This is a genomic window from Sinorhizobium mexicanum, assembly GCF_013488225.1.
In the GTDB taxonomy this organism is placed as follows: Bacteria; Pseudomonadota; Alphaproteobacteria; order Rhizobiales; family Rhizobiaceae; genus Sinorhizobium; species Sinorhizobium mexicanum.
Genome location: NZ_CP041238.1, coordinates 1,108,263 through 1,129,495, shown reverse-complemented (window position 1 = coordinate 1,129,495; position 21,233 = coordinate 1,108,263). Strand labels below are relative to the sequence as shown.

Sequence of the window (21,233 nt, the reverse complement as noted above, 5' to 3'; positions counted from 1 at the left end):
CAGAACACGCAAGCGGAGGACGTTATGGAATTCCATCAGGGACGGCTGCTCGACCATCTGCATCTCCGCGCAAGAGACCTCGCCGCCAGCAAGCGTTTCTATCGCGCGATTCTTGCCGCTCTCGGCCACCAGCCGACGTTCGAGACCGAACAGGCGATTGCATTCGATGAACTCTACATCGACCAGGCCGAAGCCTATCGCAGCCATGTGCATGTCGCCTTCCAGGCGATCGATCCGGACGCGGTTCGCCGTTTCTACGAAGCCGGCCTTGCGAACGGCGGAAAAGACAACGGCGAGCCGGGCGAGCGATCCTACCATCCCGGCTATTTCGCCGCCTTTCTCCTCGACCCGGACGGCAACAACATCGAGGCGGTCTATCACGGGCCGACAACGCGCTCGTCCGCCGATGTCGTCATCCGTCCGCTCGGAGACTGAGCCGTGAGGGGAACAAAGGCGGGGCAGGCGCATGGCCATTCGCCACCGGCGCGACAAGAAACAGTCGTCGCGATCGGCCGGCGGAGCATTTCTCCGAGTTGGGGCGAGCCGGCCACTAAGCCGTATCCGCGCCGTCAGACATCTCGGCTCGAACGCGCCCAGTCCATGTAAAGGTCGCGCGCCTTGGCGGCGATCGGGCCAGCCTGGAGGTCGCGGTCGTCAAGGCGGGTCACGGGCAGCACCTTGGAATAATTGCCGGTGGTGAAGATCTCGTCTGCCGCCTCGAAATCGGCCATTGTCATCGTGGTCTCGACCACCTCGAAGCCGGCCTCGCGCAAGAGGCTCATGACGCGGAAGCGGGTAATGCCGGCAAGGAAGGTCTTGTTGGCGGCCGGCGTGAAGACGACACCGTCCTTCACCATGAAAATGTTGGAGGATCCGGTCTCGGCGATATTGCCGAGCATGTCGCGCACCAGTGCATTGTCGAAGCCGCGCGAGCGCGCTTCGTTGAGGATCCGGGCATTGTTTGGATAAAGGCAACCCGCCTTGGCATCCGTCGGCATGCACTCGAGCGTCGGCCGGCGGAAGGGCGACAGGGTCAGCGACGAGCCGCCGTGAGCGTTGCCCAATGGTGCCTCGAACAGGCAGAGCGCGAAGCGCGTCGATTCCGGATCGACCGCCACGACGCTCCAGGAGCCATGCTCACCCCAATACATCGGCTTGACGTAGATTGCCGTCTTGCCGTCGAACTTCTTCACGCCCTCCCAGGTCAGCGCCTCGATCTCTTCAGCGGACATGGTGGGCTTGAGACCCAACGAAACAGCCGAGCGATTGACGCGCTGACAATGCAGGTCAAGGTCCGGCGCGATGCCCTCGAACCAACGAGCACCGTCGAAAACGGTGGAGCCGAGCCACATCGCGTGGGAGGTCGGCCCGATCAGCGGAGGATTGCCGGAAAGCCATTCACCGTCGACATAGGTCCAGGTGGTTGAGCGGGGGGATGTATCGACGGCCATCGGCGTCTCCTCTCGTTATCGTCCGTTCGGAAATCGAATACGATTTAAGGAAACATGCAGTAGCCGAAAAAGACAGTACCGGGGTGAATAGGTACATCAAAAAATGTCATGGGGTCCATTGTGGAACAGGCCGAACCACCATGCCAAAATAGGCTGACGAGCACAGGAGCAAGACCAGTCATGAGGGCGATGTATTACGACGCGTTCGAGAAGACGCCGGAGATCAAGGTTCTGCCGGATCCGAACCCGAGTGAATACGGCGTTGTTATCAAGGTCGAGGCGACCGGCCTTTGCCGCAGCGACTGGCATGGCTGGATGGGACATGATGCGGACATTCGTTTGCCGCATGTGCCTGGCCACGAGCTCGCGGGAACGATTGCGGCCGCCGGACGCGGTGTTCTTCGCTACAAGGTCGGGGACCGCGTGACCGTTCCGTTCGTTTCCGGCTGCGGCCGTTGCACCGAATGCCGCTCGGGCAACCAGCAGGTTTGCGAGGCACAGTTCCAGCCGGGCTTCACCCATTGGGGCTCGTTTGCCGAATATGTGGCGATCGACCTTGCCGACCAGAACCTCGTGCACCTGCCGGAAAGCATGGATTTCGCGACCGCCGCAAGCCTTGGCTGCCGCTTCGCCACATCCTTCCGGGCGGTTGCCGACCAGGCGCGCGTCAAGGGAGGCGAATGGGTGGCGGTCCACGGCTGCGGCGGCGTCGGCCTCTCGGCGATCATGATCGCCGCGGCGCTCGGCGCCAACCCGATCGCAATCGACATTTCCGAGGAAAAGCTCGCCTTTGCCCGCAAACTTGGCGCCGTGGCCGCAATCAACGGCAAGGAAACGGCAGACGTTGCGGAGGCCGTGAGAGAAATCACCAAGGGCGGCGCCCACGTCTCCATCGACGCACTCGGTTCGCCGGTTACGTGCTTCAATTCGATCAAGAACCTGCGCCGGCGCGGGCGCCATGTGCAGGTGGGCCTGATGCTCGCCGAGCATGCAACACCTGAGATCCCGATGGCGCAGGTGATCGGCCACGAGCTCGAGATCTACGGCAGCCACGGCATGCAGGCCTGGCGCTACGACGCGATGCTGTCGATGATCACCGCCGGCAAGCTGAACCCGAAGCAACTGATCGGCCGCGAGATCTCGCTCGAAGAAGCCGTGCCGGCGCTGGTTACGATGGACCGGGCGACGGATCTCGGGATCAGCGTGATCACGCGATTCTGATCAGGGATTCCGATCGCCGCTGCGCGCTGTTATGGTCTTCGCAAGCAAGACGAATCAACGAGGGTCCCGTCATGGCGCTTGCGGCTCAAACCAGCGAAACCGAATTCTATCGGCCTGTTCTCGGCAGCAATTCCCGGCATCCTAACGGCTGGCCGATACGCGTGATCGTCAGTTCGCAGACCGAGGCGCGCCATTACCGCCACCTTTGGCAGCCGTCGCATCTCGTCTCGATCCGCGCGCCTGCAAGCCGCCTGCTTTCCATGATCGAACTGCCGCCCGAGCGGCATCTGGAGCTTTACTTCGGCGATGCGACCGACCCGGACGCACCCGATGCCGCACGGGCGGAGGCGATCGAGGCAACCTTCGGCTTCATCGACACGCTGCCCGAGGATGCGCATCTGCTGGTCCACTGCCTTCGGGGCTTCGGCAGATCGACCGCGCTGACGCTCGGCATTCTGGCGCGCTACATGGCGCCCGAGGAAGCGGCCGCGGCGCTTCATGCGCTTCGCCCGGAAGCCAAACCGAACCGGCATGTCGTCGGGCTCTGTGATGCCGCGCTCGGGCTCAAGGGAAAACTTGCAAAACAGGCGCTGCGTTTTCCGGCAAAAGTCTGGAAAGGCTAATTAAATTAGCACGGCCAGGCATGATGGCATTGTGCGCCGCACAAAGTTTTGACATGATCCCGGAAACAACTGACCAAGCGCTGCGCCTACCGCACCGGGGCCGAAGTCGGAACCGATTTTCAGCGAGCACGATGCGTGATGCGCCGCTGAACGGTGATGACGGGAGAGTTCGATGTCTCTGGCGGCCTACGTCTTCGATGCCTATGGCACGCTTTTCGATGTGCATGCGGCGGTGCGGCGCCATGCCGAAGCGATCGGCCCCGACGGCCAGGCCTTTTCCGAACTCTGGCGCGCCAAGCAGCTCGAATATTCCTGGGTGCGCTCGCTGATGGGCGCCTATGTCGACTTCTGGCAACTGACCGAGCAGTCGCTCGACTACGCCTTTCAGCGCTTCCCCTCGGCCGATCCGAAGCTCAAGAAGTCGCTGCTCGATGCGTATTGGGAGCTCGACTGCTATCCGGAGGTTCCGGCCGTGCTCAGGGGTTTGAAGGAGCGCGGCGCCCGCATCGCCATTCTTTCCAACGGGTCGCCGGCCATGCTCGCATCGGCGGTGAAGAATGCTGCGCTCGACATCGTGATCGACGACGTGTTCTCGGTCGACGCGGTCAAGGCGTTCAAGACGGCGCCCGCCGTCTACGACCTGGTGACGACGCAATACCGGCTTTATCCGCATGCGGTTTCGTTCCAATCGTCGAACCGCTGGGACATCGCGGGAGCGACAAAGTTCGGCTTCCGCACCGTCTGGATCAACCGCTCCGACATGCCGGACGAGTACAAGGACTATGGTCCGGCGCTCATTCTCCCCTCGCTCGAGAGCCTGCAGTTCGGCATCTGAGCCAGTAAACCCAAACCGCTGCGCACTTTTGGGCGACATGCCTCTTTGATTTATGCATGTCGTTGCCCCAAAACCGCTGCGCACTTTTCGGCGACATGCATTAGATTCTCTCTACCAGGAAATCGATGAAAGCGCGGATGCGGGCAGCAAGATATTCGTGCCCGGCATAGACGGCGTGCACCCGTTCTATGTCTTCCGGATTGTAATCCTCCAGCACCGGCACCAATCGGCCCGCGTCGATATCCGGCTGCACGTGGAACTCTCCGACGCGGCCAAGGCCGAGGCCGGACAGGCAGAGATTGCGAATGATGGCGCCGCTGTTTGCCTGCATGTTGCCGGTGACCGGACGTACATAGACGTTGGACGAGCCCGAGTCACGGAAAGGCCAGCCGTCGAGACTGCGGCGGAAATTGAAGGTGAAGCAATTGTGGCGGGCGAGGTCATCGGGCGCCCGTGGCACGCCATGAGCGTCGAGATAGGCCGGTGCCGCGATAATCACCTGCCGGCTATCGAGCAATTTGCGTGCCTTCAGCGTGGAGTCGCGCATCGGACCGGACCGAATGGCGATGTCGGTCCGCTCCTCGATCAGGTCGATCGTGCTGTCGGTTAGAGAGAGGTCCAGTTGCACGTCGGGATAGCGCGCGAGGAATTCGGCAGCGAGCGGCAGGATATAGCGCTCGCCGAAACCGACGGACGCGTTCACCCGTAGCGGACCACGCGGCATCGCCCGGCCGCCGCCGGCAACCACCTGTTCCGTCTCGGCAATCGCCGCCAGGATGCGCTGCGCGCGTTGAAGATAGATTTCTCCCTCCGGTGTCAGCTGCAGTATGCGGGTGGAGCGCACGACGAGCCGGGTCCCCAGCCTGTCTTCGATGCGCGAGACAAGCTTGCTGACGGCGGACGGCGACAGTTTCAGTCGCCGGCCGGCGGCGGAAAAGCTGCGCAATTCAGCTGCGGCAACAAACACTTCCATTTCGCCGGCGCGATTGTCCATTTGCCTTCACCTTTGATTTCAGTTCACAGGCGTTTATCCATTCCCCCGGATTATCGCGCAAGCCCGATCGATCCATATTCCGGGTCATCAACCACCAACCGCGGCAAGGCCGCAAAGCTCAGCCCGCACCGCGTGCGGGCGGGAAGGTATTTCTATGCCCATCGCTATCTTTGCCTTGACGATCGCGGCCTATGCGATCGGGACAACGGAATTCGTGATCGTCGGTCTCCTGCCGACAGTCGCTTCCGATCTACACATCAGCCTGCCGCTCGCCGGCCTCATCGTCAGCGTTTACGCCCTCGGCGTCACCTTCGGCGCGCCGGTGCTGACCGCGCTCACCGGTCGCATCGAGCGCAAGCCACTGCTCCTCGGGCTGATGGCTCTCTTCATCATCGGCAATGCCGCGGCGGCGCTTTCGCCGAGCTACGAATTGCTGCTCGTCGCACGGGTGCTATCGGCCTTCGCGCATGGCGTCTTTTTCTCTGTCGGCTCGACGATTGCCGCCGATCTCGTGCCCGAGGATCGCCGCGCCTCGGCGATCGCAATGATGTTCATGGGATTGACCGTGGCAATCGTCACCGGCGTGCCGCTCGGCACCTATATCGGCCAGACCTTCGGTTGGCGCGCCACTTTCTGGGCGGTTACCGCGCTTGGCGCAATCGCCTTCATCGGCATCGCAGCCCTGCTCCCGAATACGCTGAGCAAGGCGGCCGCGGCGCGTCTCGTCGATCAGGTTCGCGTGCTTGGATCTGGCCGTCTGCTGATCGTCTTTGCCATGACCGCGCTCGGCTATGGCGGCACCTTCGTCGCCTTCACGTTTCTCGCACCGATCCTGCAGGAAATCAGCGGTTTCTCGGAAGGCAGCGTCAGCCTCATCCTGGTTCTCTATGGCATCGCCATCGCGATCGGTAATATCGCCGGCGGAAAGATTGCCAACCGCGATCCGGTGAAGGCACTGATCGGCCTCTTTCTCGCCCAGGCAGCCGTGCTCCTGCTCTTCACCTTCACGGCCCCCTCCCCGGTCCTGACGCTGGCCACGCTGGCAGCACTCGGCTTCCTCTCCTTCGCCAACGTGCCAGGCCTGCAGCTCTATGTCGTCCAGCTTGCCAAGCAATACCGCCCCGGCGCCGTCGACGTCGCCTCGGCCCTCAACATCGCCGCCTTCAATCTCGGCATTGCGGTCGGCGCCTGGCTTGGCGGCCTTGTAGTCTCCTCGCCACTGGGTCTCCGTTCGACGCCCTTGGTCGGCGCGATGCTGGTTACCGTCGCCCTGGTTCTGACGTTGTGGAGCGGCGCGCTCGACCGGCGCGCGGTTCTCGTCGAACAGCCCGCTTGAACCTTCGTCCTGCCGCAACAAGTATAGAATGTCGAATTCGCCCGGCACCTGTCGAGCCTCTCCCAACCAAGGAGCTTTCCATGCACGCAGTCAATTCCAACGGCGCCAATCTTCCCGCCCTCGGCTTCGGTACCTTCCGCATGCCCGGCGCCGATGTGCTTCGCGTCCTGCCCCAAGCGCTCAAACTCGGCTTCCACCATGTCGACACGGCGCAGATCTACGGCAACGAGGCGGAAGTCGGCGAAGTGATCCACAAGTCCGACGTTCGACGCGCGGATATCTTTCTGACCACGAAGGTCTGGGTCGATAATTATCGCCACGACGCCTTCCTCGCCTCCGTCGACGAGAGCCTGAAAAAGCTGAAGACTGATTACGTGGATCTGCTCCTCCTCCACTGGCCGGGCAGCGACGTGCCGATGGCCGAGCGCATCGGTGCGCTCAACGAAGTGCAGAAGGCCGGCAAGGTACGCCATATCGGCGTCAGCAATTTCAATATCGCGCAGATGGAGGAAGCCGTCCGGCTCAGCGATGCGCCGATCGCGACCAACCAGGTCGAGTATCACCCCTATCTCGACCAGACGAAGGTTCTGCAGGCCGCGCGTGCGCTGGGCATGTCACTCACTGCTTATTATGCCATGGCCAATGGCAAGGTACCGTCCGACCCCCTGCTCAAGGATATCGCGGCGCGCCACGGCAAGACGGCGGCGCAGGTGGCTTTGCGCTGGCTTGTGCAGCAGAAGGACGTGATCACGTTGTCGAAGACAGCGACGGAGGCCCGGCTCAAGGAGAATTTCGCGATCTTCGATTTTGCACTGACGCCGGAGGAAATGGCGGCGATCCGCAAGCTTGCGCGCCCGGACGGCCGGATCGTCAGCCCTGCGGGTCTGGCGCCCCAATGGGATAAAGCAGCCTGAGTGACTGCATCGCGGCGCTCGCGATAAGACAAAAACAAAACACCCGCCGGATCACGCGGGTGTTCTGCGTGGGTAGAACGATCAGACGAACTGGCTGAGGCCGGGAACGGAGGCGACGACCTCATCGACGACCTCGTCGCCCGCCTTTTCCTTGGCGAAGGCGATCGTTTCCTTGGCAAGCGAGGTGATCTCGCCCATGCCGAGGCCCTGGCTCATTAGCTGCTGGCCGAGCGCCATGACACCGCCGCCACCGATCGCCGACATCAAGCCGCCGAGCAGACCGCCACCGTTGCTGCCCTCGCCGTTGTACTGGGCGACCAATTCCGGGGCGCCTGGAATGGCTTCGATCATCCTGGCAACCGGACCTTCAGCCGCCTCGCGCTGCAGAAAGCCGAGAATCATGCCGACCGCCTTTTCGGCCGTTGCGGGCTCGATGCCGACGTTTTCCGCAACGCGGGTGACCAGCTCACTCATGGAAATCTCCTCGATTAGATTTTGACGTTGACGTTGACGTAAATGATCGCTTCCGAAATAACAAGCGGCAACGAAATGCGATCGCGGCCATCGCCGAGAGGCGCATCGTTTCACGGACCGTCGCCCTTGGCAACGCACTCGACGAGCCAGTTGCCGCGCCCAACTGCACCGCCTATAACAGAAACACACGATATTCCGGTGACAGCGCTGTGCAACGAAACGCCCGCTTTCATTGGCAAAACGGAGATCAAGCCCACATGCTGCAAGAAGGCAAGCTCTATATCGGTACCAGCCGCAAGCCGGACGATTCGATCAACAAGGGCGAATATCTGGAGCTGAAATTCGGTAACCGTCACGGACTGATCACCGGTGCAACCGGCACCGGCAAGACGGTGACCCTGCAGATCCTTGCGGAAGGATTCTCGAATGCCGGCGTTCCGGTCTTCTGCGCCGACGTGAAAGGCGATCTTTCCGGCATCGGCGCGATCGGGGAACCGAAGGATTTCCTGCTCAAGCGTGCCGAGCAGATTGGCCTCACGCCCTACGACTTCCAGGAATTTCCGGTGATCTTCTGGGACCTTTACGGCGAGAAAGGCCATAGGGTCCGCACGACAATGTCCGAGATGGGACCGCTGCTCCTGTCGCGGCTGATGAATGCCACCGACGCACAGGAAGGTGTGCTGAACATCGCCTTCAAGATCGCCGACGAAGGCGGCCTGCCGCTCCTGGACCTCAAGGATCTCCAGGCGCTGCTCAACTACATGGGCGACAATGCAAGCGAGCTTTCCAACCAGTTTGGCTTCATTTCCAAGTCCTCGGTCGGTTCGATCCAGCGCGAGTTGCTCATCCTCGAGCAACAGGGTGCGGAGCACTTCTTCGGCGAACCTGCGCTGAAGATCACCGACATCATGCGCACGACCAATGACGGACGCGGCGCGATCTCGGTGCTTGCCGCCGACAAGCTGATGATGAATCCGCGGCTCTACGCGACCTTCCTGCTTTGGCTCCTTTCCGAACTTTTCGAGGAGTTGCCGGAAGTCGGCGATCCGGACAAGCCGAAGCTGGTGTTTTTCTTCGACGAAGCGCATCTGCTCTTCAACGACGCGCCGAAGGTTCTCGTCGAGCGCGTCGAACAGGTGGTGCGCCTGATCCGGTCCAAGGGCGTCGGCGTCTACTTCGTCACCCAGAACCCGCTTGATGTGCCGGAGACGGTGCTGGCGCAGCTCGGCAATCGTGTCCAGCATGCGCTGCGCGCCTATTCGCCGCGCGAACAGAAGGCGGTGAAGACCGCGGCCGACACCTTCCGCCCCAACCCGGACTTCAACTGTGCCGAGGTCATCACCAATCTCGGCACCGGTGAAGCGCTCGTTTCGACGCTCGAAGGCAAGGGCTCGCCGTCCATGGTCGAGAGAACGCTGATCCGCCCGCCGGCATCACGCCTTGGCCCGCTGACTGAGCCCGAACGGCAAAAGGTCATCGATGTCAGTCCCGTGCGCGGGCTCTATGATGAGGATTTCGATCGGGAATCGGCTTACGAGTTGCTTGCCAAGCGCGCCGCGAAGGCTGCCGAGCAGGCCGACGCCGCACGCCAGGCGCAAGAGCAGCCTGCGGAAGAGACGTCCGAAGGCAGCCGCTGGACCCTGCCCGGCTTCGGCGACGATGAACCGGCGGCGCCCTCCGGCAGGCAGGCGCGGCCGCGCTCATCCGGCTATCAGCGCGAAACCATCGTCGAAGCGGCGATGAAATCCGTTGCCCGCACGGTCGCAACGCAGGTCGGCCGCGCCCTCGTGCGCGGCATCCTCGGTAGCCTGAAGCGATAGCAAGCAGCACCGAGTTCCTCAAGAAAGCCTGAGGCGGCGGAGGGAGGAGCCGCCGAGTTCTTCGTTCGGTCGCATCGCTTGCACAGACGCCGCCGTCAATATTCGACGCCCGGGGCGAATGCCCGGGCTTCAGTGCATTTACAGCGCCGTGCTTTCCGAAAATCGATTCCGATTTTCGGGCCGATGCGCTAGACAATCGCGCTTGCCTCAAGCCACCGTCAGCTTCACGTCGACATTGCCCCTGGTTGCGTGGCTGTATGGGCATACGATGTGAGCCTTCTGGACCAGATCCTCAAGGACGGCTTTATCCACGCCGGGCGAAGCGATCTCGAGCGCCGCATCGATGTAGAAGCCCGTGCCGTCGTCGCGCGGGCCGATCCCGACGGTGCCTGTCACTTTCGTGTCTTCCGGAAGTCTTACCTTTTCCTTGCCGGCAACGAATTTCAACGCGCCGAGGAAGCAGGCAGAATAGCCGGCAGCAAAGAGCTGCTCCGGGTTGGTGCCGCGGGCACCGTCGCCACCAAGCTCCTTCGGAACGGTGAGGCTGATGTCGAGGACGCCATCGGCGCTCTTGGCCTGGCCGGCGCGACCGCCCGTCGCGGAGGCGGTGGTGCGATAGAGGATAGGCATGGCAGTCTCCTTCGATGATCGTTGTCGATATGCATTCTATATCGCAATATTAAATTGCACGCAAATTAATTTTGCAAATTGCATTACGGCCGTGAATTTGCGACAATGCGATCATGACGACCAAGCCGGAAAAATTTGAGGCGATATCCGATGAAGCGCTGACGCTGGGCCAGCAATTGTGCTTTGCGGTTTATTCGGCTGGGCACGCGTTCAACCGCACCTATAAGCCGCTGCTCGATCGCTTTGGCCTCACTTATCCGCAATACCTCGTGCTGTTGGCGCTCTGGCAACAGGACAAGATGACGGTGAAACGGATCGGCGAGGACATGGGCCTCGATTCCGGTACGCTTTCCCCTTTGCTGAAGCGGCTGGAAGCCGCCGGCTATGTCACCCGGCTCCGCGATCGCGACGACGAGCGGCAGGTGATCGTCAGCCTCACGGAAAAGGGTCGGAACCTGAAACCCGAGGCCTTCGGCATCCTCGCCGACATCAGCAAAGCGACCGGATGCACCCTGGAAGAAGTCCGTGAGTTGCGCGAGGCGCTGCAGCGCTTAACCCAACGGATGACCAGCAGTCAGCGAGAAAGCTGACTGCATTCGTCAACGGCGATCGCTTTAGAGCGGAGCGCGCCTCCGTTGGCTAGGTCATTTCATTGTTTCATGGAAGCAGTGAAATGATCTAACTCTTTGAAATAACACAATTCCGGACGGAAAACCGTTACACACTTTTCCTGGAATTGCTCTAGATCACGAGGATCGGCGCCTTGCCGCGGACGCGGTCGTAGAGATCCATGACGTCCTGGTTGAGCATGCGCACACAGCCGGAGGAAACGGCCTTCCCGATCGATTGCCACTCCGGCGTTCCGTGTACGCGATACAAGGTGTCCTGGCCGTTCTGGAAGATATAGAGCGCGCGTGAGCCGAGCGGATTGTTCAAGCCAGGCTGCATCCCGCCTGCGCTTTCCGAATAGCGCGCAAGCTCCGGCTGCCGTTCGATCATCGTACCTGGCGGCGTCCAGCGCGGCCACTTCTGCTTCCACTGAATGACGCCGCGTCCCGACCAGGCGAAGCCCTCACGACCGAGCCCGACGCCATACCGCATGGCCCTTCCGCCCGGCTGGACCAGATAGAGAAAGCGATCGGCGGTGTCGACCACGATCGTGCCCGGCTGCTCCCCGAATGGGTCGTCGACCTCCTGGCGGTAAAATCGAGCGTCGATCTGCTGATAAGGCACAGCCGGGACCAGATAACCGCCATCGTCCACCGCGGCATAAATTTGCGAGTAATAGGGGTCCTGCGGTGGCAGGCCGGTCGGCAGTGCCGCCTCCTCGACCGGGCCCTCCAGCAAGGCTCCCGTACGCGGATCGATCCAGCGTCCCTCCAGCGCCGGATTGCGGTAAACCGGCATGGTTTGCTGACGGAAGCGGTCCGTGTTCATCGACGACGTGCAACTCGCAAGCCCGGCGGAGATGGCTACGAGTCCGGATGTACGGAGAAACTGGCGGCGGGAGAAATTGGGCAGCGTGGGCATCGAACTCTAACGGGTTTGAGTGCAGCAGGCGGAAGGCAAATGGCGCGACCGATATCGGCGATTCGCACCTCCTCGCTCTGGGTCAGGAAGATCATGACGATCGCGGGTTAAATCAATCCAAAATCATCGTGATCGATTCTCAGGTCGGGATGCGAACAGAACGGCTCTTGTGCTTTTTCCTCACCCTCTCCGGTGGCATTGCATCTACGGCTGGAACGAAACTTATGTCAGCAAAACTCCAATCACAATCGCGGCATCGCACTCTGCAAGCCACGGCACCGCCACTCAGATAGCGTCCGCATGGACCCTGCGCTGGCCAAGCAGTGTTTCGAAATCCCGGGCGACAAGCGGCGGGCTGAAGAAATAGCCCTGGATCTCATCGCAACCGCTTTGCCGCAGGAACTCGACCTGCGCTTCCGTTTCCACGCCTTCGGCGATCACCCGCAGGCCAAGATTCTGCGCCAGCGAAATGATCGCCGCGGTGATGGCCTTGTCGTCGGCGTCCAACGGGATGTCCTCGACGAAGGAGCGGTCGATCTTCAGCCGTTGCACGGGGAACCGTTTAAGCGCGCTGAGGCTGGAATAACCCGTCCCGAAGTCGTCGATCGCAAGGTGCACGCCGATCGCCTCCAACTCGTGCATAGTCGCGATCGCACCGGGCACGTCCTGCATGATCAGGCTCTCGGTCAGTTCGAGTTCGAGATAACGCGCCTCCAGGCCGGTTTCCGCGAGTACAGCCGCCACGCGGCTCGCCCAGTTGCGTTCGAGGAACTGTCGGGCGGAAACATTCACACTGATGATCAGGGACGGCAGACCGGCATCCTGCCAGGCCTTGCACTGGCGGCATGCGGTTTTCAGAACCCAGTCGCCGATCGGCACGATCAGACCGGTTTCCTCCGCCAGCGGGATGAAGGCACCGGGCGAGATCACGCCATGCACCGGATGCTGCCAGCGCAACAATGCCTCTGCGGCGAAGATGCGGCCGCTTGCAAGATTCATCTGCGGCTGGAAATGCAGGAAAAATTCGTTGTGGGCGATCGCCTCGCGCAGTTCCTCCTGCCGCAAGAGCTTCTCGTGCGCCTTGGCCGCCATTTCTTCTGTGAAGACCTGCAGGTTGTTGCGCCCAAGCGCCTTGGCGCGGTACATGGCCGCATCGGCATTGGCAAGCAATTCGCTGACCGTCTGGCCTTGGTGGGGAAAGCAGGCGACGCCCATACTGCAGGTCACCTGCAGGCTGCGGCCGCTGAGTTGCAGCGGCGCGGCAATGGCCGCGCGGATATCCTCAAGGCGTGACAGGACGACATCGCGCTCCGTCGGCAGGCCATTCAGGAGAAGTATAAACTCGTCGCCGCCGACCCGTACGACCATATCGGACTTGCGCACTGCCGCGCGCATGCGCCCGGAAACAGTCTTAAGCAATTCGTCGCCCGCCGTATGCCCGAGACTGTCATTGATGAGCTTGAAATTGTCGAGGTCCAGAAAGGCGAGCACGGCCCACTGATCGCGTCCGCGAATCGCCTCGAGCACACCAGCCACTTGTTCCTCGAACAGAACGCGATTGGGGAGACCTGTCAGCGCATCGTGATGCGCCATGAAGCTTATTCTGTCTTCGGCTCGCTTGCGTTCGATCGCGATCCCGGCGAGATACGTCGCCGTGGCGATCAGTTCCTTCTGCTGCTCGCTTGGAACGCCGGTTTCCTGCGAATAGAGCACGAAAGTTCCGAGCACCTTGCGATCGTGCGAGTGGATTGGCGTCGACCAGCAGGAACGGAAGCCATAGGGCTTCACAACCTCGGTGTAGCCTTCCCACAGCGGGTCGGCAAACATGTCCGCAACGATCACCTGCTCGCCACGCCAGGCTGCTGTCCCACACGAACCGACTCTCGGACCAATCTCGACTCCGTGGATCGTAGCGCAAAATACCTCGTCCAGGCTTGGAGCAGCGCCGTGCAGAAGATGCTGCCCGTCGTCGGAGAGAAGCAGGATGGAACCCTTGACGCCGGGCAGCAGCAATTCGATCAGCAAGATGAGGTCGGTGAAGAACTGATCGAGCGGCTTGCCCTTCGCGATCATCTCAAGCAGCCGCGCCTGCCCTTCGAGCAAGCGCTCGGCCGCTTTTCGATCGCTGATATCGCGCGAAACACCGACGACGCCGACGATCTGGCCACTCTTGTTGCGCAGCGGCACCTTGGACGTCATCAGCCAACGATCGCGCCCCTTGGTGACAATGGCCCGCTCTTCTATCCCGAAGATCGGTTCGCCGGTCTCTATCACGCGCTGTTCCACGTCGGCGATGGCCTGCGCGGCCTTCGCCGGGTGCAGGTCGAAATCCGTCTTGCCGACAAGATCCTGAAGGCTCTCAAGCCCGTTGTCCGCGACGGTCACCTCATTGGCGATGAGAAACCGGCCTTTCCTGTCCTTGGCATAGATATAATCCGGGACGTGATTGATCATCGTCTCCAGCCAATAATGGCGGTCGGCGGTGTCGGGTTCGGAAGGAAAAATGCGCGCCACCTCCTCCGCCAGACGATTGCCGGCGTGGATGAGCCGGCGCGTCTCCACGTTGTCTCCGGCGTTGAGGGCCGCATAGCGGGTATTGCGGGACGTTTTCCTTGCCAAGCAAAGCCTCCGGAAGAGCAACGCCGACATATTGCAGATAATACCGGGCTCTGGTCTAGCCAACAGAGGTTATGCTTCTCTAAATCTTATCGGAAAAAACGTCTAAAGGTTGCATGTTGTGGCGATAGCTGAAACAGGCACGATCTGAACGAGCGCGGCTGCTGCGTTTCATCAAGAGATTTCATGAGCAACATCAACCGAGGGCGCTTCTGTCGCCCTCGGCAATCGCTTATTGATTGCGCATCACACCGGTCGGGAGGAAGCCAGAATGCTGACAGTCTATGGGGTTTACCGTTCGCGCGCATCGCGTAACTATTGGATGGTGCGCGAACTTGGCATTCCCTTCACATCCGTGCCGGTTATCCAGGCGCGCCGCGTCGCCGATCCGCTGGCCGCCGATGCGCCGCTCAACACCCGGTCGCCGAACTTTCTCGCGATCAATCCGATGGGCCTCATCCCGGCCATCGATGACGACGGCCTGGTCCTGACAGAGTCGCTCGCCAACAATCTCTATCTCGCCCGCAAATATGGCGGTCCCCTCGCGCCGACCGATCTCAGCGAGGACGGACAGATGGGCAACTGGACGATGTGGGCGGCGACTGAGGTGGAGCCGAATGCGGTCGAGATCGTTCTCGCCTATGACGACGGCATCGAGGACACGCCCGAAGGTCAAGCGCGCATTGCTGCTTGCACCCAATCACTAGCGAAAGCGTTCGCGGTCCTCGAGGCGCATCTTGAGAGCTGCGACTACGTCGTCGGCAATCGCTTCACCGTCGCCGATCTCAACCTTGCCGAGGTTTTCCGCTACACGATGAGCCAGAAGGCGCTGTTCGACAGGCATCCGCGCATCAAGGCGTGGCTTGGGCGCTGCCAATCGCGACCTTGCTTCATTGCCATGATGGAAGAGCGACTGAAGGAGCCGGAATAGCATTGCCGGCGTTTGATTCAATTGCCGAGGTAGCTCGCAACCTTGGCGTTGAGCAGCCGCATTCCCTCTTCGACCTCATCGCGCACCCAGCGCTTGAAAGCCACGGCGGCCTTGCTCTCGCGCCGGGATCGCGAACACACGAAATAATGGCCGAAGCCAGTCTTTGCGCGGATACCAAACGGAGCGACGAGGCTGCCTTCGGTCACGGCATAACCCGCAAGGGTCTGCCAGGCGAGCATAACCCCCTGGCCCGCGATCGCCGCATCGAGCGCGAGCGAGGCTTCGTTGAACGTGTGGCGCACGGTCATCTCGGAGCCCGAGAGGCCAGCCTCCTTGAACCATGCTTCCCAAGTGAACATCGAGTGACCGTCGATCACCGCCGACAGCTTTAGAATATCTGCAGGAACGAGCAGGTCCGTAGCCATGCTCGGCGAACAGACCGGGAAGATCTCCTGCTCCAGCAGCAGCTCGGCATGCACACCCGGCCAGTCACCGCTGCCGACGCGGATGCCGACATCCACGTCGGAGGTGTCCAGGTTCACGAGGGTCGTCGTCGCATCGATCCTCAACCGGATATCCGGATGCCGCTCGGCAAAACGGTTCAATCGGTAAACCAGCCACCGGGCCGCAAAGACCGGGGCCACTGAGATCGTCAGCACCGATTCATCCCGGCGGCGCGCCGATGCCACTGCGTCGGCAAGTTCGCCGAAGGCATTTGAAAGACGCGCGAGGAACAGGCGTCCGAAATCCGTGGCGACGAGCCCGCGGGCGGTGCGCTCGAACAGCGTGCGGCCGAGTTGCGCTTCCGTCTTGGTGATCTGCTGGCTGACGGCGCCGGCCGTGACGCCGAGTTCTTCCGCCGCACTCGCCAGCGAGCCTAGCCGGCCGGCCGCTTCGACCGCACGCAGGCCATTGAGATGGATGGCGTTCAGCTCTCTCATATAGTTTTTCTAAACCGCGCCGCCGGCAATCTCAATTGAAATCTTGCTGCAACGAGCAGATGCTCAGGAGCATCGAAAGGATGCTCCGTCATGCTGAAGATGCTATCGATGTTCAACCGCGTCGCGTTGGCCTCAGGCAATCGAACCGAGACACTACTCAACTGGCAACGCGATCCGCTGCAACATCCGGACCTCGCCCGCATGGACGAACGCGAACTTGCCGATCTGCCGTTTCCCGGCTGGCCATGGCCGCGCGCCGTCGGCGAACATTGCGAATGTGCCTGACCTGACGGTATCTTTGTTCGCGTTGCTGCATGTTTCCTTAGACCGTAGCCGATTAAGGATAAAAACATGCAGCAATTCAAAGTGGTACAGCGTCCTTTGCGCGTCTGATAAGACGCGCGGCGCTGTCGGATGCCCGATGATGCGCGATGCACAGGCGAGGGTGAGACATGAACGATGATCTCGAACGCTCCTTCGAGCGCGTGCAGCGGCTGGCGGAGACGGCGGGACTGCCGGAAACGACCGTCGGCACGTCCTATGGGACACCGGCCCTGCTCGTCAAAGGCAAGAGCTTTGTGCGGATGAGGGACGCGCAAACGCTTGTGGTCATGTGCGCGCTCGAAGAGAAGCAGATGCTGATGGAACTCGATCCGTCGCTGTACTTCGAGACCGACCACTACAAGGGCTGGCCGGCAATGTTGGTCCGTCTCGCCGCTATCGACGATGATACATTGACGCGAAGGCTGATCGCGGCCTGGCGCGAAAAAGCGCCGAGGAGTCTTGCAAGCCGCTTCGGCGCCACGGTGTCGAAGTGATCTAACCTTTTGAAATTACGCAATTCTGGACGGAAACCCGCTACATATTTCCGTGCTCTAGGCCTGTACCGCGGCAAGGACCTTGGCAACGGCCGGCCGTGCGACCATGCGGTTGCGATGGTCGAGAACTTTTGGGAAGCGCCCCGGATCGACACCGTCGCCCTCCAGCCAGTTGGCGATCGTGAAGAGGTAGGGATCGGCGATCGAGTAGTTCTCGCCCATGACGAAGGGACCGGCAAACATCCGGTTTTCGATCAGCGCGAAGCAATCGCCCATGTTCTGCGGCACCTTGGCCTTCATTGCCTCATGTGCTGCCGGATCGTCCGCCCATCTCGGGCCGCGCCGATTATGGGCATGGGCGACGTGCACCGTCGAGCAGAGATAACTCAGGAAGGACTGCAGCCGCGCAAACTCGAATGGGTCATCGAGAGGCGCAAGCCGCCTCTCGGGAAAACTCTGGGCGACATAGGCGAGAATAGCCGGCGTTTCGGTCAAGGTGCCGCGGTCGGTCACGAGCGCGGGCACCCGCCCTTTCGGGTTGATGGCGAGATATTCGGGGGTAGTCTGCTCCGCCCTCGCAAAATCGACGCGGCGGGCCTCATAGGTCGCACCGGCTTCCTCAAGTGCAATGTGCGAGGCGAGCGAACAGGTTCCAGGGGCATAGTACAGTTTCAGCATCATTCTGCTCCCATGATGGCGTGACGGCGCAGTGCCGCAAGTTTGCCAGCAGAAGAAATGAAATAGCTGCGTTTGACAAGGTCGTGTACAGCCCTCCGGCCTCGATCCGCCGGGTCTGCCGTGTCACGCGGCTACCGCTCCCGCACAACCGGGCACGTCTTCGATACGGTGATAGACCGGAATGCCACGTTCGCGGGCAATGCGCACATCACTATCCGCGCCCTTGGACTCGCCCGGCAATCGCAGCACAGCATCGCAGAGCGCAAGCAGCCGGCCGGCTACAGGATGAAAGATCTCCTCATAAAGATCATCGCCCACTTTGCTTCCGCCGGCCGCATGCCATACGGGCAAGGCGACCCATTCGCCGATCATCGGCACATGCCCTGCCTTGAAGAGCGCATAGGACGGCTCCTCCAGACGCCTCAAGTTCTCCGCCATTTTCGCCGGCTCGTCATCCGTACCCGAGCGATAAGGACCTGCAATTAGAATCAACATAGCCGTTCTCCGCAATGTTACACGAAATTTCCTGATTTTCCTGAATGTTCATTATAATTCGTGCAATATCGTGAAGAGTCAAGGAGGATTCGATGCTGACAACACAGAGACGGGCGATGATCTCGGCAAGGCTTGCCCGCGAGGGGCAAATCGTCGCCAAGGCGCTCGCGGACGAACTGGGGCTTTCGGAGGACACCATCCGCCGTGATCTCAGGGAAATGGCGGCCGAGGGCCTGCTCAAGCGCGTTCATGGGGGAGCCCTGCCTCTGATGCCGCCGCTCCCGGATTTCGCCGCCCGCCAGGCAATCGACAGCGACCTCAAGCGCCGGCTCGGACGACGAGCGGCGGACCTCGTCAAGCCCGGACAAACGGTCTTTCTCGATGGTGGCACGACCAATGCGGAAATTGCTCGCGCCTTGCCGCACGACTTGCGGGCCACCATCGTCACGCACAGCCCGACGATCGCCGCCGAGTTCGAGCGCCACGACGCCGAGGTGATCCTGATCGGCGGCCGGCTCTACAAACACTCCATGGTGGCGACCGGTGCGGCGGCTGTCGCCGCGATCGAACATGTCCGCGTGGACACCTTCTTCCTTGGGGCCACTGCCATTCATCCGGCGCAGGGGCTTTCGACCGGAGACTACGAGGAGGCGGCGATCAAGCGGGCGATCGCCGGCCAAGCGGCGGACACCTACGTCCTCGCGACGCCGGAGAAACTCGGCGCAGCCTCCCCTCACCGCATCATGGGCGTCAACGACGTTACCGGTCTCGTCGTGCCCGCGGGCATGTCGGACGAGGCCCTTTCACCCTATCGGGAATGCACAGCTTTGATCGTTGCCTAGGCCGAAAAGGCTTCCGTCACGCGCACGTCGCCGACATGGATGCCGTTCCAGTTGCGCATCGAATGGTTGGCTTGCGCCATCAGCGCCGTGTGGATCTCAGGCTCATCGGCGAAGAACCGTGCAAGCGTCGCGGTCACCATCGCCTCGGCGGCGCGGGTCGTGCCGTCCTCGCATTTGAGCGCAATGGCGATCCCCTTGTCGGGGATCGCCGCGCAGAAAACACCTTCGGCGCCGGTCTTGGCGAAGATGCGGCCCGGTGCGGTCTTCATCATCCGCGTGCAGGCACGCTTGGTGCCCGCGACGTAGAAGGGTTCGGCCATGCAGGCCTCGATCAGCCGCCTGGAGGCGCGCGCCCGCTCGGCCGCAAGCCCTGTCCCCGTTGCCATTCTGGCGAAGCCATGGGCAAGCCCCTTCAAGGGCACGGCATAGGTCGGGATCGAGCAGCCGTCGACCCCGCAATTGTCGTGCGCAAGGATGGCCCCCGTCAGGGTTTCCATGACGCCGCGGATCTCCTGCTGGATCGGATGGTCGTAGCCGACATAGCCGCGAACCTCCGTGCCCCAATGACAGCAGGCGCAGACGAAGCCCGCATGCTTGCCGGAACAATTGTTGTGCAAGGCGCTCGGCGCCTCGATCGAACGCGCCTGCCCGATCAAAGTCTTCTGGTCGAAGGACCAGTGCGCACCGCATTCGAGCGCATCGACATCGCAGCCAGCCGCGGCCAGCATTTCTGCCGCAAGCGCGACATGTTCCGGCTCGCCGGAATGCGAGGCACAGGCAAGCGCCAGTGCCTTGGCGCCGAAACCGTAGGCGTCCGCCGCCCCGCTTTCGACCAGTGGCAAGGCCTGCACGGCCTTGCAGGCGGAACGCGGGAAAACCGCAGCATCCGTGTCGCCCAATGAAAACACGGTGTTGCCGTCGCCGTCGACAGCGATGACCGTGCCGCGATGGCGGCTCTCGACAAGATTTCCGCGGGTTACTTCGACCAGGACGGGATTAGACATGCTTGCCCTCAAATTTCCTCTTTCGCCTCTGCATTTATCAGGAATTAGACCGCTGGGAACCGGGGTGTGCGATGAAATTCATCCGCAGGCTGTTTGTCGCCTTTATGCTCATCTACCTGCTTCCGGCGCTTGCCTCGGCCGGCTGGTGGTACATGAAGGAGAGGCCGCAGAGCTGGCGGGACGCGGACTGGTCGTCCGCCGCCCTTCTCCCCAAAGCGGCTGAAAGTCCCGAGGCGGCAGTCTATATCCTCTCGGCAACGACCGGCGGCATGAAGGGGGCCGTCGCCAGCCACGCGTGGATCGTCACCAAGGACAAAGGAGCGCTGGCCTACACCCGATATGAAAAGGTCGGCTGGGGTAAACCCATCCGCAAGAACGCCTACCAGGCCGATGGTCGCTGGTATTCGAACGAACCGCGCATCGTCGTGATGATCAAGGGAGAGGAGGCGCAGCGCCTGATCCCGAAGGTCGAGAGAGCGATTGCCGATTACCCCTATTCCTCGCCCGGCGCTTACCGGCTCTGGCCAGGACCGAATTCGAACACCTTCGTCGCGCACGTGCTTCGCTCAGTGCCCGAGCTTGACGCCGTGCTGCCGCCGAACGCCGTCGGCCGCGACTACCTGCCCGGGGGTAGAATTTTCCAGATCGACGCCGACGGCCGCGACCTGCATGCAACACTCTACGGACTGGCCGGAATCTCGGCCGGCTGGCGAAGCGGCCTGGAACTGCATTTCATGGGATTGGTGGCCGGGTTCGACATTGCACGACCCGGCATCAAGATCCCGGCGCTCGGCCGCTTCGGGATCTGATTCCGGGTTCCAGCGCCTCGTGAGGACATACCGCAAAAAGGAAAAGGGCCGCGTCAGCGACCCTTCCATGAGCATTTGGCCTGTGACGGCCCGGGCTTTTCCAGCCCAAGGAAGGTTGGGTATCAAGCCGAGGGCTGCCTCGACTCCTTCACCTCTCCCATGCCTGTCACGAGGACCGAAATCTCACTAGACATTGGATCACCTTCCTTTCTGTTCGTTGACGTTGCATCAAACGTAGGTCATTCCCGCCCGAATGCAAGACCGACCATCG

23 protein-coding genes are annotated in these 21,233 nt (G+C 61.6%); 13 read left to right on the top strand and 10 right to left on the bottom strand.

The features are described from left to right. Positions 1-24: 24 nt before the first annotated feature. A complete protein-coding gene (locus tag FKV68_RS05255; protein ID WP_180940474.1) occupies positions 25-435 on the top strand; it encodes a VOC family protein in 411 nt (136 codons plus the stop codon). Positions 436-569: 134 nt separating this feature from the next. Here FKV68_RS05255 and FKV68_RS05250 read toward each other — a convergent pair whose 3' ends face one another. Then, positions 570-1,451 (bottom strand): branched-chain amino acid aminotransferase, encoded by an 882-nt coding sequence (locus FKV68_RS05250; RefSeq protein ID WP_180940473.1) that lies wholly within the window; start codon positions 1,449-1,451, stop codon positions 570-572. A gap of 180 nt (positions 1,452-1,631) precedes the next feature. Here FKV68_RS05250 and FKV68_RS05245 point away from each other — a divergent pair, with 180 nt between their 5' ends. The 3 genes from FKV68_RS05245 to FKV68_RS05235 all read left to right on the top strand — a co-directional run bounded on the left by FKV68_RS05245 (position 1,632) and on the right by FKV68_RS05235 (position 4,130). Continuing rightward, positions 1,632-2,672, top strand: coding sequence for a zinc-dependent alcohol dehydrogenase family protein (locus FKV68_RS05245; protein WP_180940472.1), 1,041 nt, complete (start codon positions 1,632-1,634; stop codon positions 2,670-2,672). Positions 2,673-2,743: 71 nt separating this feature from the next. Continuing rightward, complete coding sequence (locus FKV68_RS05240; RefSeq protein WP_180940471.1) at positions 2,744-3,295, top strand: phosphatase; 552 nt, start codon at positions 2,744-2,746, stop codon at positions 3,293-3,295. A 172-nt stretch (positions 3,296-3,467) separates the two neighbouring features. Then, a complete protein-coding gene (locus FKV68_RS05235) occupies positions 3,468-4,130 on the top strand; it encodes a haloacid dehalogenase type II (protein ID WP_180940470.1) in 663 nt (220 codons plus the stop codon). Between the two features lie 100 nt (positions 4,131-4,230). On the opposite strand, the gene FKV68_RS05230 is transcribed toward FKV68_RS05235, so the two are convergent. Continuing rightward, on the bottom strand, positions 4,231-5,124 hold the full coding sequence (locus tag FKV68_RS05230) for a LysR family transcriptional regulator (RefSeq protein WP_180940469.1): 894 nt from the start codon (positions 5,122-5,124) through the stop codon (positions 4,231-4,233). A gap of 154 nt (positions 5,125-5,278) precedes the next feature. Between FKV68_RS05230 and FKV68_RS05225 the strand changes: the two genes are divergently transcribed. Continuing rightward, positions 5,279-6,460, top strand: coding sequence for an MFS transporter (locus FKV68_RS05225; protein ID WP_180940468.1), 1,182 nt, complete (start codon positions 5,279-5,281; stop codon positions 6,458-6,460). A gap of 80 nt (positions 6,461-6,540) precedes the next feature. Beyond that, on the top strand, positions 6,541-7,374 hold the full coding sequence (locus FKV68_RS05220) for an aldo/keto reductase (protein ID WP_180940467.1): 834 nt from the start codon (positions 6,541-6,543) through the stop codon (positions 7,372-7,374). A gap of 81 nt (positions 7,375-7,455) precedes the next feature. On the opposite strand, the gene FKV68_RS05215 is transcribed toward FKV68_RS05220, so the two are convergent. Then, the gene (locus FKV68_RS05215; RefSeq protein ID WP_180940466.1) at positions 7,456-7,848 is read right to left on the bottom strand and encodes a hypothetical protein; all 393 of its coding nucleotides are present in this window, start codon (positions 7,846-7,848) and stop codon (positions 7,456-7,458) included. A gap of 257 nt (positions 7,849-8,105) precedes the next feature. On the opposite strand from FKV68_RS05215, the gene FKV68_RS05210 reads away from it, so the two are divergent. After that, the gene (locus FKV68_RS05210) at positions 8,106-9,668 is read left to right on the top strand and encodes a helicase HerA-like C-terminal domain-containing protein (RefSeq protein WP_180940465.1); all 1,563 of its coding nucleotides are present in this window, start codon (positions 8,106-8,108) and stop codon (positions 9,666-9,668) included. Between the two features lie 207 nt (positions 9,669-9,875). Here the strand turns inward: FKV68_RS05210 and FKV68_RS05205 are convergent, their stop codons facing one another. Then, positions 9,876-10,298, bottom strand: coding sequence for an organic hydroperoxide resistance protein (locus tag FKV68_RS05205; protein WP_180940464.1), 423 nt, complete (start codon positions 10,296-10,298; stop codon positions 9,876-9,878). Positions 10,299-10,411: 113 nt separating this feature from the next. Here FKV68_RS05205 and FKV68_RS05200 point away from each other — a divergent pair, with 113 nt between their 5' ends. Beyond that, positions 10,412-10,888 carry a MarR family winged helix-turn-helix transcriptional regulator gene (locus FKV68_RS05200; RefSeq protein ID WP_180940463.1) on the top strand — a complete coding sequence of 159 codons (477 nt, stop codon included), beginning with the start codon at positions 10,412-10,414 and terminating at the stop codon, positions 10,886-10,888. Positions 10,889-11,039: 151 nt separating this feature from the next. On the opposite strand, the gene FKV68_RS05195 is transcribed toward FKV68_RS05200, so the two are convergent. Both FKV68_RS05195 and FKV68_RS05190 read right to left on the bottom strand, forming a co-directional pair. Further along, positions 11,040-11,828: a L,D-transpeptidase family protein gene (locus tag FKV68_RS05195; RefSeq protein WP_180940462.1), complete on the bottom strand. Its 789-nt coding sequence runs from the start codon at positions 11,826-11,828 to the stop codon at positions 11,040-11,042. Positions 11,829-12,113: 285 nt separating this feature from the next. Then, positions 12,114-14,447, bottom strand: a complete 2,334-nt coding sequence (locus FKV68_RS05190) for an EAL domain-containing protein (protein WP_180940461.1) — start codon at positions 14,445-14,447, stop codon at positions 12,114-12,116. A gap of 268 nt (positions 14,448-14,715) precedes the next feature. On the opposite strand from FKV68_RS05190, the gene FKV68_RS05185 reads away from it, so the two are divergent. After that, the gene (locus FKV68_RS05185) at positions 14,716-15,375 is read left to right on the top strand and encodes a glutathione S-transferase family protein (RefSeq protein WP_180940460.1); all 660 of its coding nucleotides are present in this window, start codon (positions 14,716-14,718) and stop codon (positions 15,373-15,375) included. Between the two features lie 17 nt (positions 15,376-15,392). Here the strand turns inward: FKV68_RS05185 and FKV68_RS05180 are convergent, their stop codons facing one another. Beyond that, positions 15,393-16,316 (bottom strand): LysR substrate-binding domain-containing protein, encoded by a 924-nt coding sequence (locus FKV68_RS05180; protein ID WP_180940459.1) that lies wholly within the window; start codon positions 16,314-16,316, stop codon positions 15,393-15,395. Positions 16,317-16,406: 90 nt separating this feature from the next. On the opposite strand from FKV68_RS05180, the gene FKV68_RS05175 reads away from it, so the two are divergent. Together FKV68_RS05175 and FKV68_RS05170 are read left to right on the top strand one after the other, a co-directional pair. Then, positions 16,407-16,601 carry a hypothetical protein gene (locus FKV68_RS05175; protein ID WP_180940458.1) on the top strand — a complete coding sequence of 65 codons (195 nt, stop codon included), beginning with the start codon at positions 16,407-16,409 and terminating at the stop codon, positions 16,599-16,601. A 167-nt stretch (positions 16,602-16,768) separates the two neighbouring features. After that, positions 16,769-17,134 carry an MmcQ/YjbR family DNA-binding protein gene (locus FKV68_RS05170; protein ID WP_180940457.1) on the top strand — a complete coding sequence of 122 codons (366 nt, stop codon included), beginning with the start codon at positions 16,769-16,771 and terminating at the stop codon, positions 17,132-17,134. 57 nt (positions 17,135-17,191) lie between these two features. Here the strand turns inward: FKV68_RS05170 and FKV68_RS05165 are convergent, their stop codons facing one another. Together FKV68_RS05165 and FKV68_RS05160 are read right to left on the bottom strand one after the other, a co-directional pair. Continuing rightward, positions 17,192-17,812 carry a glutathione S-transferase family protein gene (locus FKV68_RS05165; RefSeq protein ID WP_180940456.1) on the bottom strand — a complete coding sequence of 207 codons (621 nt, stop codon included), beginning with the start codon at positions 17,810-17,812 and terminating at the stop codon, positions 17,192-17,194. Between the two features lie 123 nt (positions 17,813-17,935). After that, positions 17,936-18,307: a DUF4406 domain-containing protein gene (locus tag FKV68_RS05160; RefSeq protein WP_180940455.1), complete on the bottom strand. Its 372-nt coding sequence runs from the start codon at positions 18,305-18,307 to the stop codon at positions 17,936-17,938. Positions 18,308-18,399: 92 nt separating this feature from the next. Here FKV68_RS05160 and FKV68_RS05155 point away from each other — a divergent pair, with 92 nt between their 5' ends. Next, the gene (locus FKV68_RS05155) at positions 18,400-19,149 is read left to right on the top strand and encodes a DeoR/GlpR family DNA-binding transcription regulator (protein WP_180940454.1); all 750 of its coding nucleotides are present in this window, start codon (positions 18,400-18,402) and stop codon (positions 19,147-19,149) included. Here FKV68_RS05155 and FKV68_RS05150 read toward each other — a convergent pair. After that, positions 19,146-20,153, bottom strand: coding sequence for an asparaginase (locus FKV68_RS05150; protein ID WP_180940453.1), 1,008 nt, complete (start codon positions 20,151-20,153; stop codon positions 19,146-19,148). The genes FKV68_RS05155 and FKV68_RS05150 overlap by 4 nt on opposite strands. 71 nt (positions 20,154-20,224) lie before the next feature. On the opposite strand from FKV68_RS05150, the gene FKV68_RS05145 reads away from it, so the two are divergent. Next, complete coding sequence (locus FKV68_RS05145; protein WP_180940452.1) at positions 20,225-20,962, top strand: DUF3750 domain-containing protein; 738 nt, start codon at positions 20,225-20,227, stop codon at positions 20,960-20,962. Positions 20,963-21,233 lie beyond the last annotated feature (271 nt).

Bases quoted from the DNA above. Each gene is read 5' to 3' on its own strand.
- FKV68_RS05255 (WP_180940474.1), top strand. From the start codon at position 25: ATGGAATTCCATCAGGGACGGCTGCTCGACCATCTGCATCTCCGCGCA.
- FKV68_RS05250 (WP_180940473.1), bottom strand. From the start codon at position 1,451: ATGGCCGTCGATACATCCCCCCGCTCAACCACCTGGACCTATGTCGAC.
- FKV68_RS05245 (WP_180940472.1), top strand. From the start codon at position 1,632: ATGAGGGCGATGTATTACGACGCGTTCGAGAAGACGCCGGAGATCAAG.
- FKV68_RS05240 (WP_180940471.1), top strand. From the start codon at position 2,744: ATGGCGCTTGCGGCTCAAACCAGCGAAACCGAATTCTATCGGCCTGTT.
- FKV68_RS05235 (WP_180940470.1), top strand. From the start codon at position 3,468: ATGTCTCTGGCGGCCTACGTCTTCGATGCCTATGGCACGCTTTTCGAT.
- FKV68_RS05230 (WP_180940469.1), bottom strand. From the start codon at position 5,124: ATGGACAATCGCGCCGGCGAAATGGAAGTGTTTGTTGCCGCAGCTGAA.
- FKV68_RS05225 (WP_180940468.1), top strand. From the start codon at position 5,279: ATGCCCATCGCTATCTTTGCCTTGACGATCGCGGCCTATGCGATCGGG.
- FKV68_RS05220 (WP_180940467.1), top strand. From the start codon at position 6,541: ATGCACGCAGTCAATTCCAACGGCGCCAATCTTCCCGCCCTCGGCTTC.
- FKV68_RS05215 (WP_180940466.1), bottom strand. From the start codon at position 7,848: ATGAGTGAGCTGGTCACCCGCGTTGCGGAAAACGTCGGCATCGAGCCC.
- FKV68_RS05210 (WP_180940465.1), top strand. From the start codon at position 8,106: ATGCTGCAAGAAGGCAAGCTCTATATCGGTACCAGCCGCAAGCCGGAC.
- FKV68_RS05205 (WP_180940464.1), bottom strand. From the start codon at position 10,298: ATGCCTATCCTCTATCGCACCACCGCCTCCGCGACGGGCGGTCGCGCC.
- FKV68_RS05200 (WP_180940463.1), top strand. From the start codon at position 10,412: ATGACGACCAAGCCGGAAAAATTTGAGGCGATATCCGATGAAGCGCTG.
- FKV68_RS05195 (WP_180940462.1), bottom strand. From the start codon at position 11,828: ATGCCCACGCTGCCCAATTTCTCCCGCCGCCAGTTTCTCCGTACATCC.
- FKV68_RS05185 (WP_180940460.1), top strand. From the start codon at position 14,716: ATGCTGACAGTCTATGGGGTTTACCGTTCGCGCGCATCGCGTAACTAT.
- FKV68_RS05180 (WP_180940459.1), bottom strand. From the start codon at position 16,316: ATGAGAGAGCTGAACGCCATCCATCTCAATGGCCTGCGTGCGGTCGAA.
- FKV68_RS05175 (WP_180940458.1), top strand. From the start codon at position 16,407: ATGCTGAAGATGCTATCGATGTTCAACCGCGTCGCGTTGGCCTCAGGC.
- FKV68_RS05170 (WP_180940457.1), top strand. From the start codon at position 16,769: ATGAACGATGATCTCGAACGCTCCTTCGAGCGCGTGCAGCGGCTGGCG.
- FKV68_RS05165 (WP_180940456.1), bottom strand. From the start codon at position 17,812: ATGCTGAAACTGTACTATGCCCCTGGAACCTGTTCGCTCGCCTCGCAC.
- FKV68_RS05160 (WP_180940455.1), bottom strand. From the start codon at position 18,307: ATGTTGATTCTAATTGCAGGTCCTTATCGCTCGGGTACGGATGACGAG.
- FKV68_RS05155 (WP_180940454.1), top strand. From the start codon at position 18,400: ATGCTGACAACACAGAGACGGGCGATGATCTCGGCAAGGCTTGCCCGC.
- FKV68_RS05150 (WP_180940453.1), bottom strand. From the start codon at position 20,153: ATGTCTAATCCCGTCCTGGTCGAAGTAACCCGCGGAAATCTTGTCGAG.
- FKV68_RS05145 (WP_180940452.1), top strand. From the start codon at position 20,225: ATGAAATTCATCCGCAGGCTGTTTGTCGCCTTTATGCTCATCTACCTG.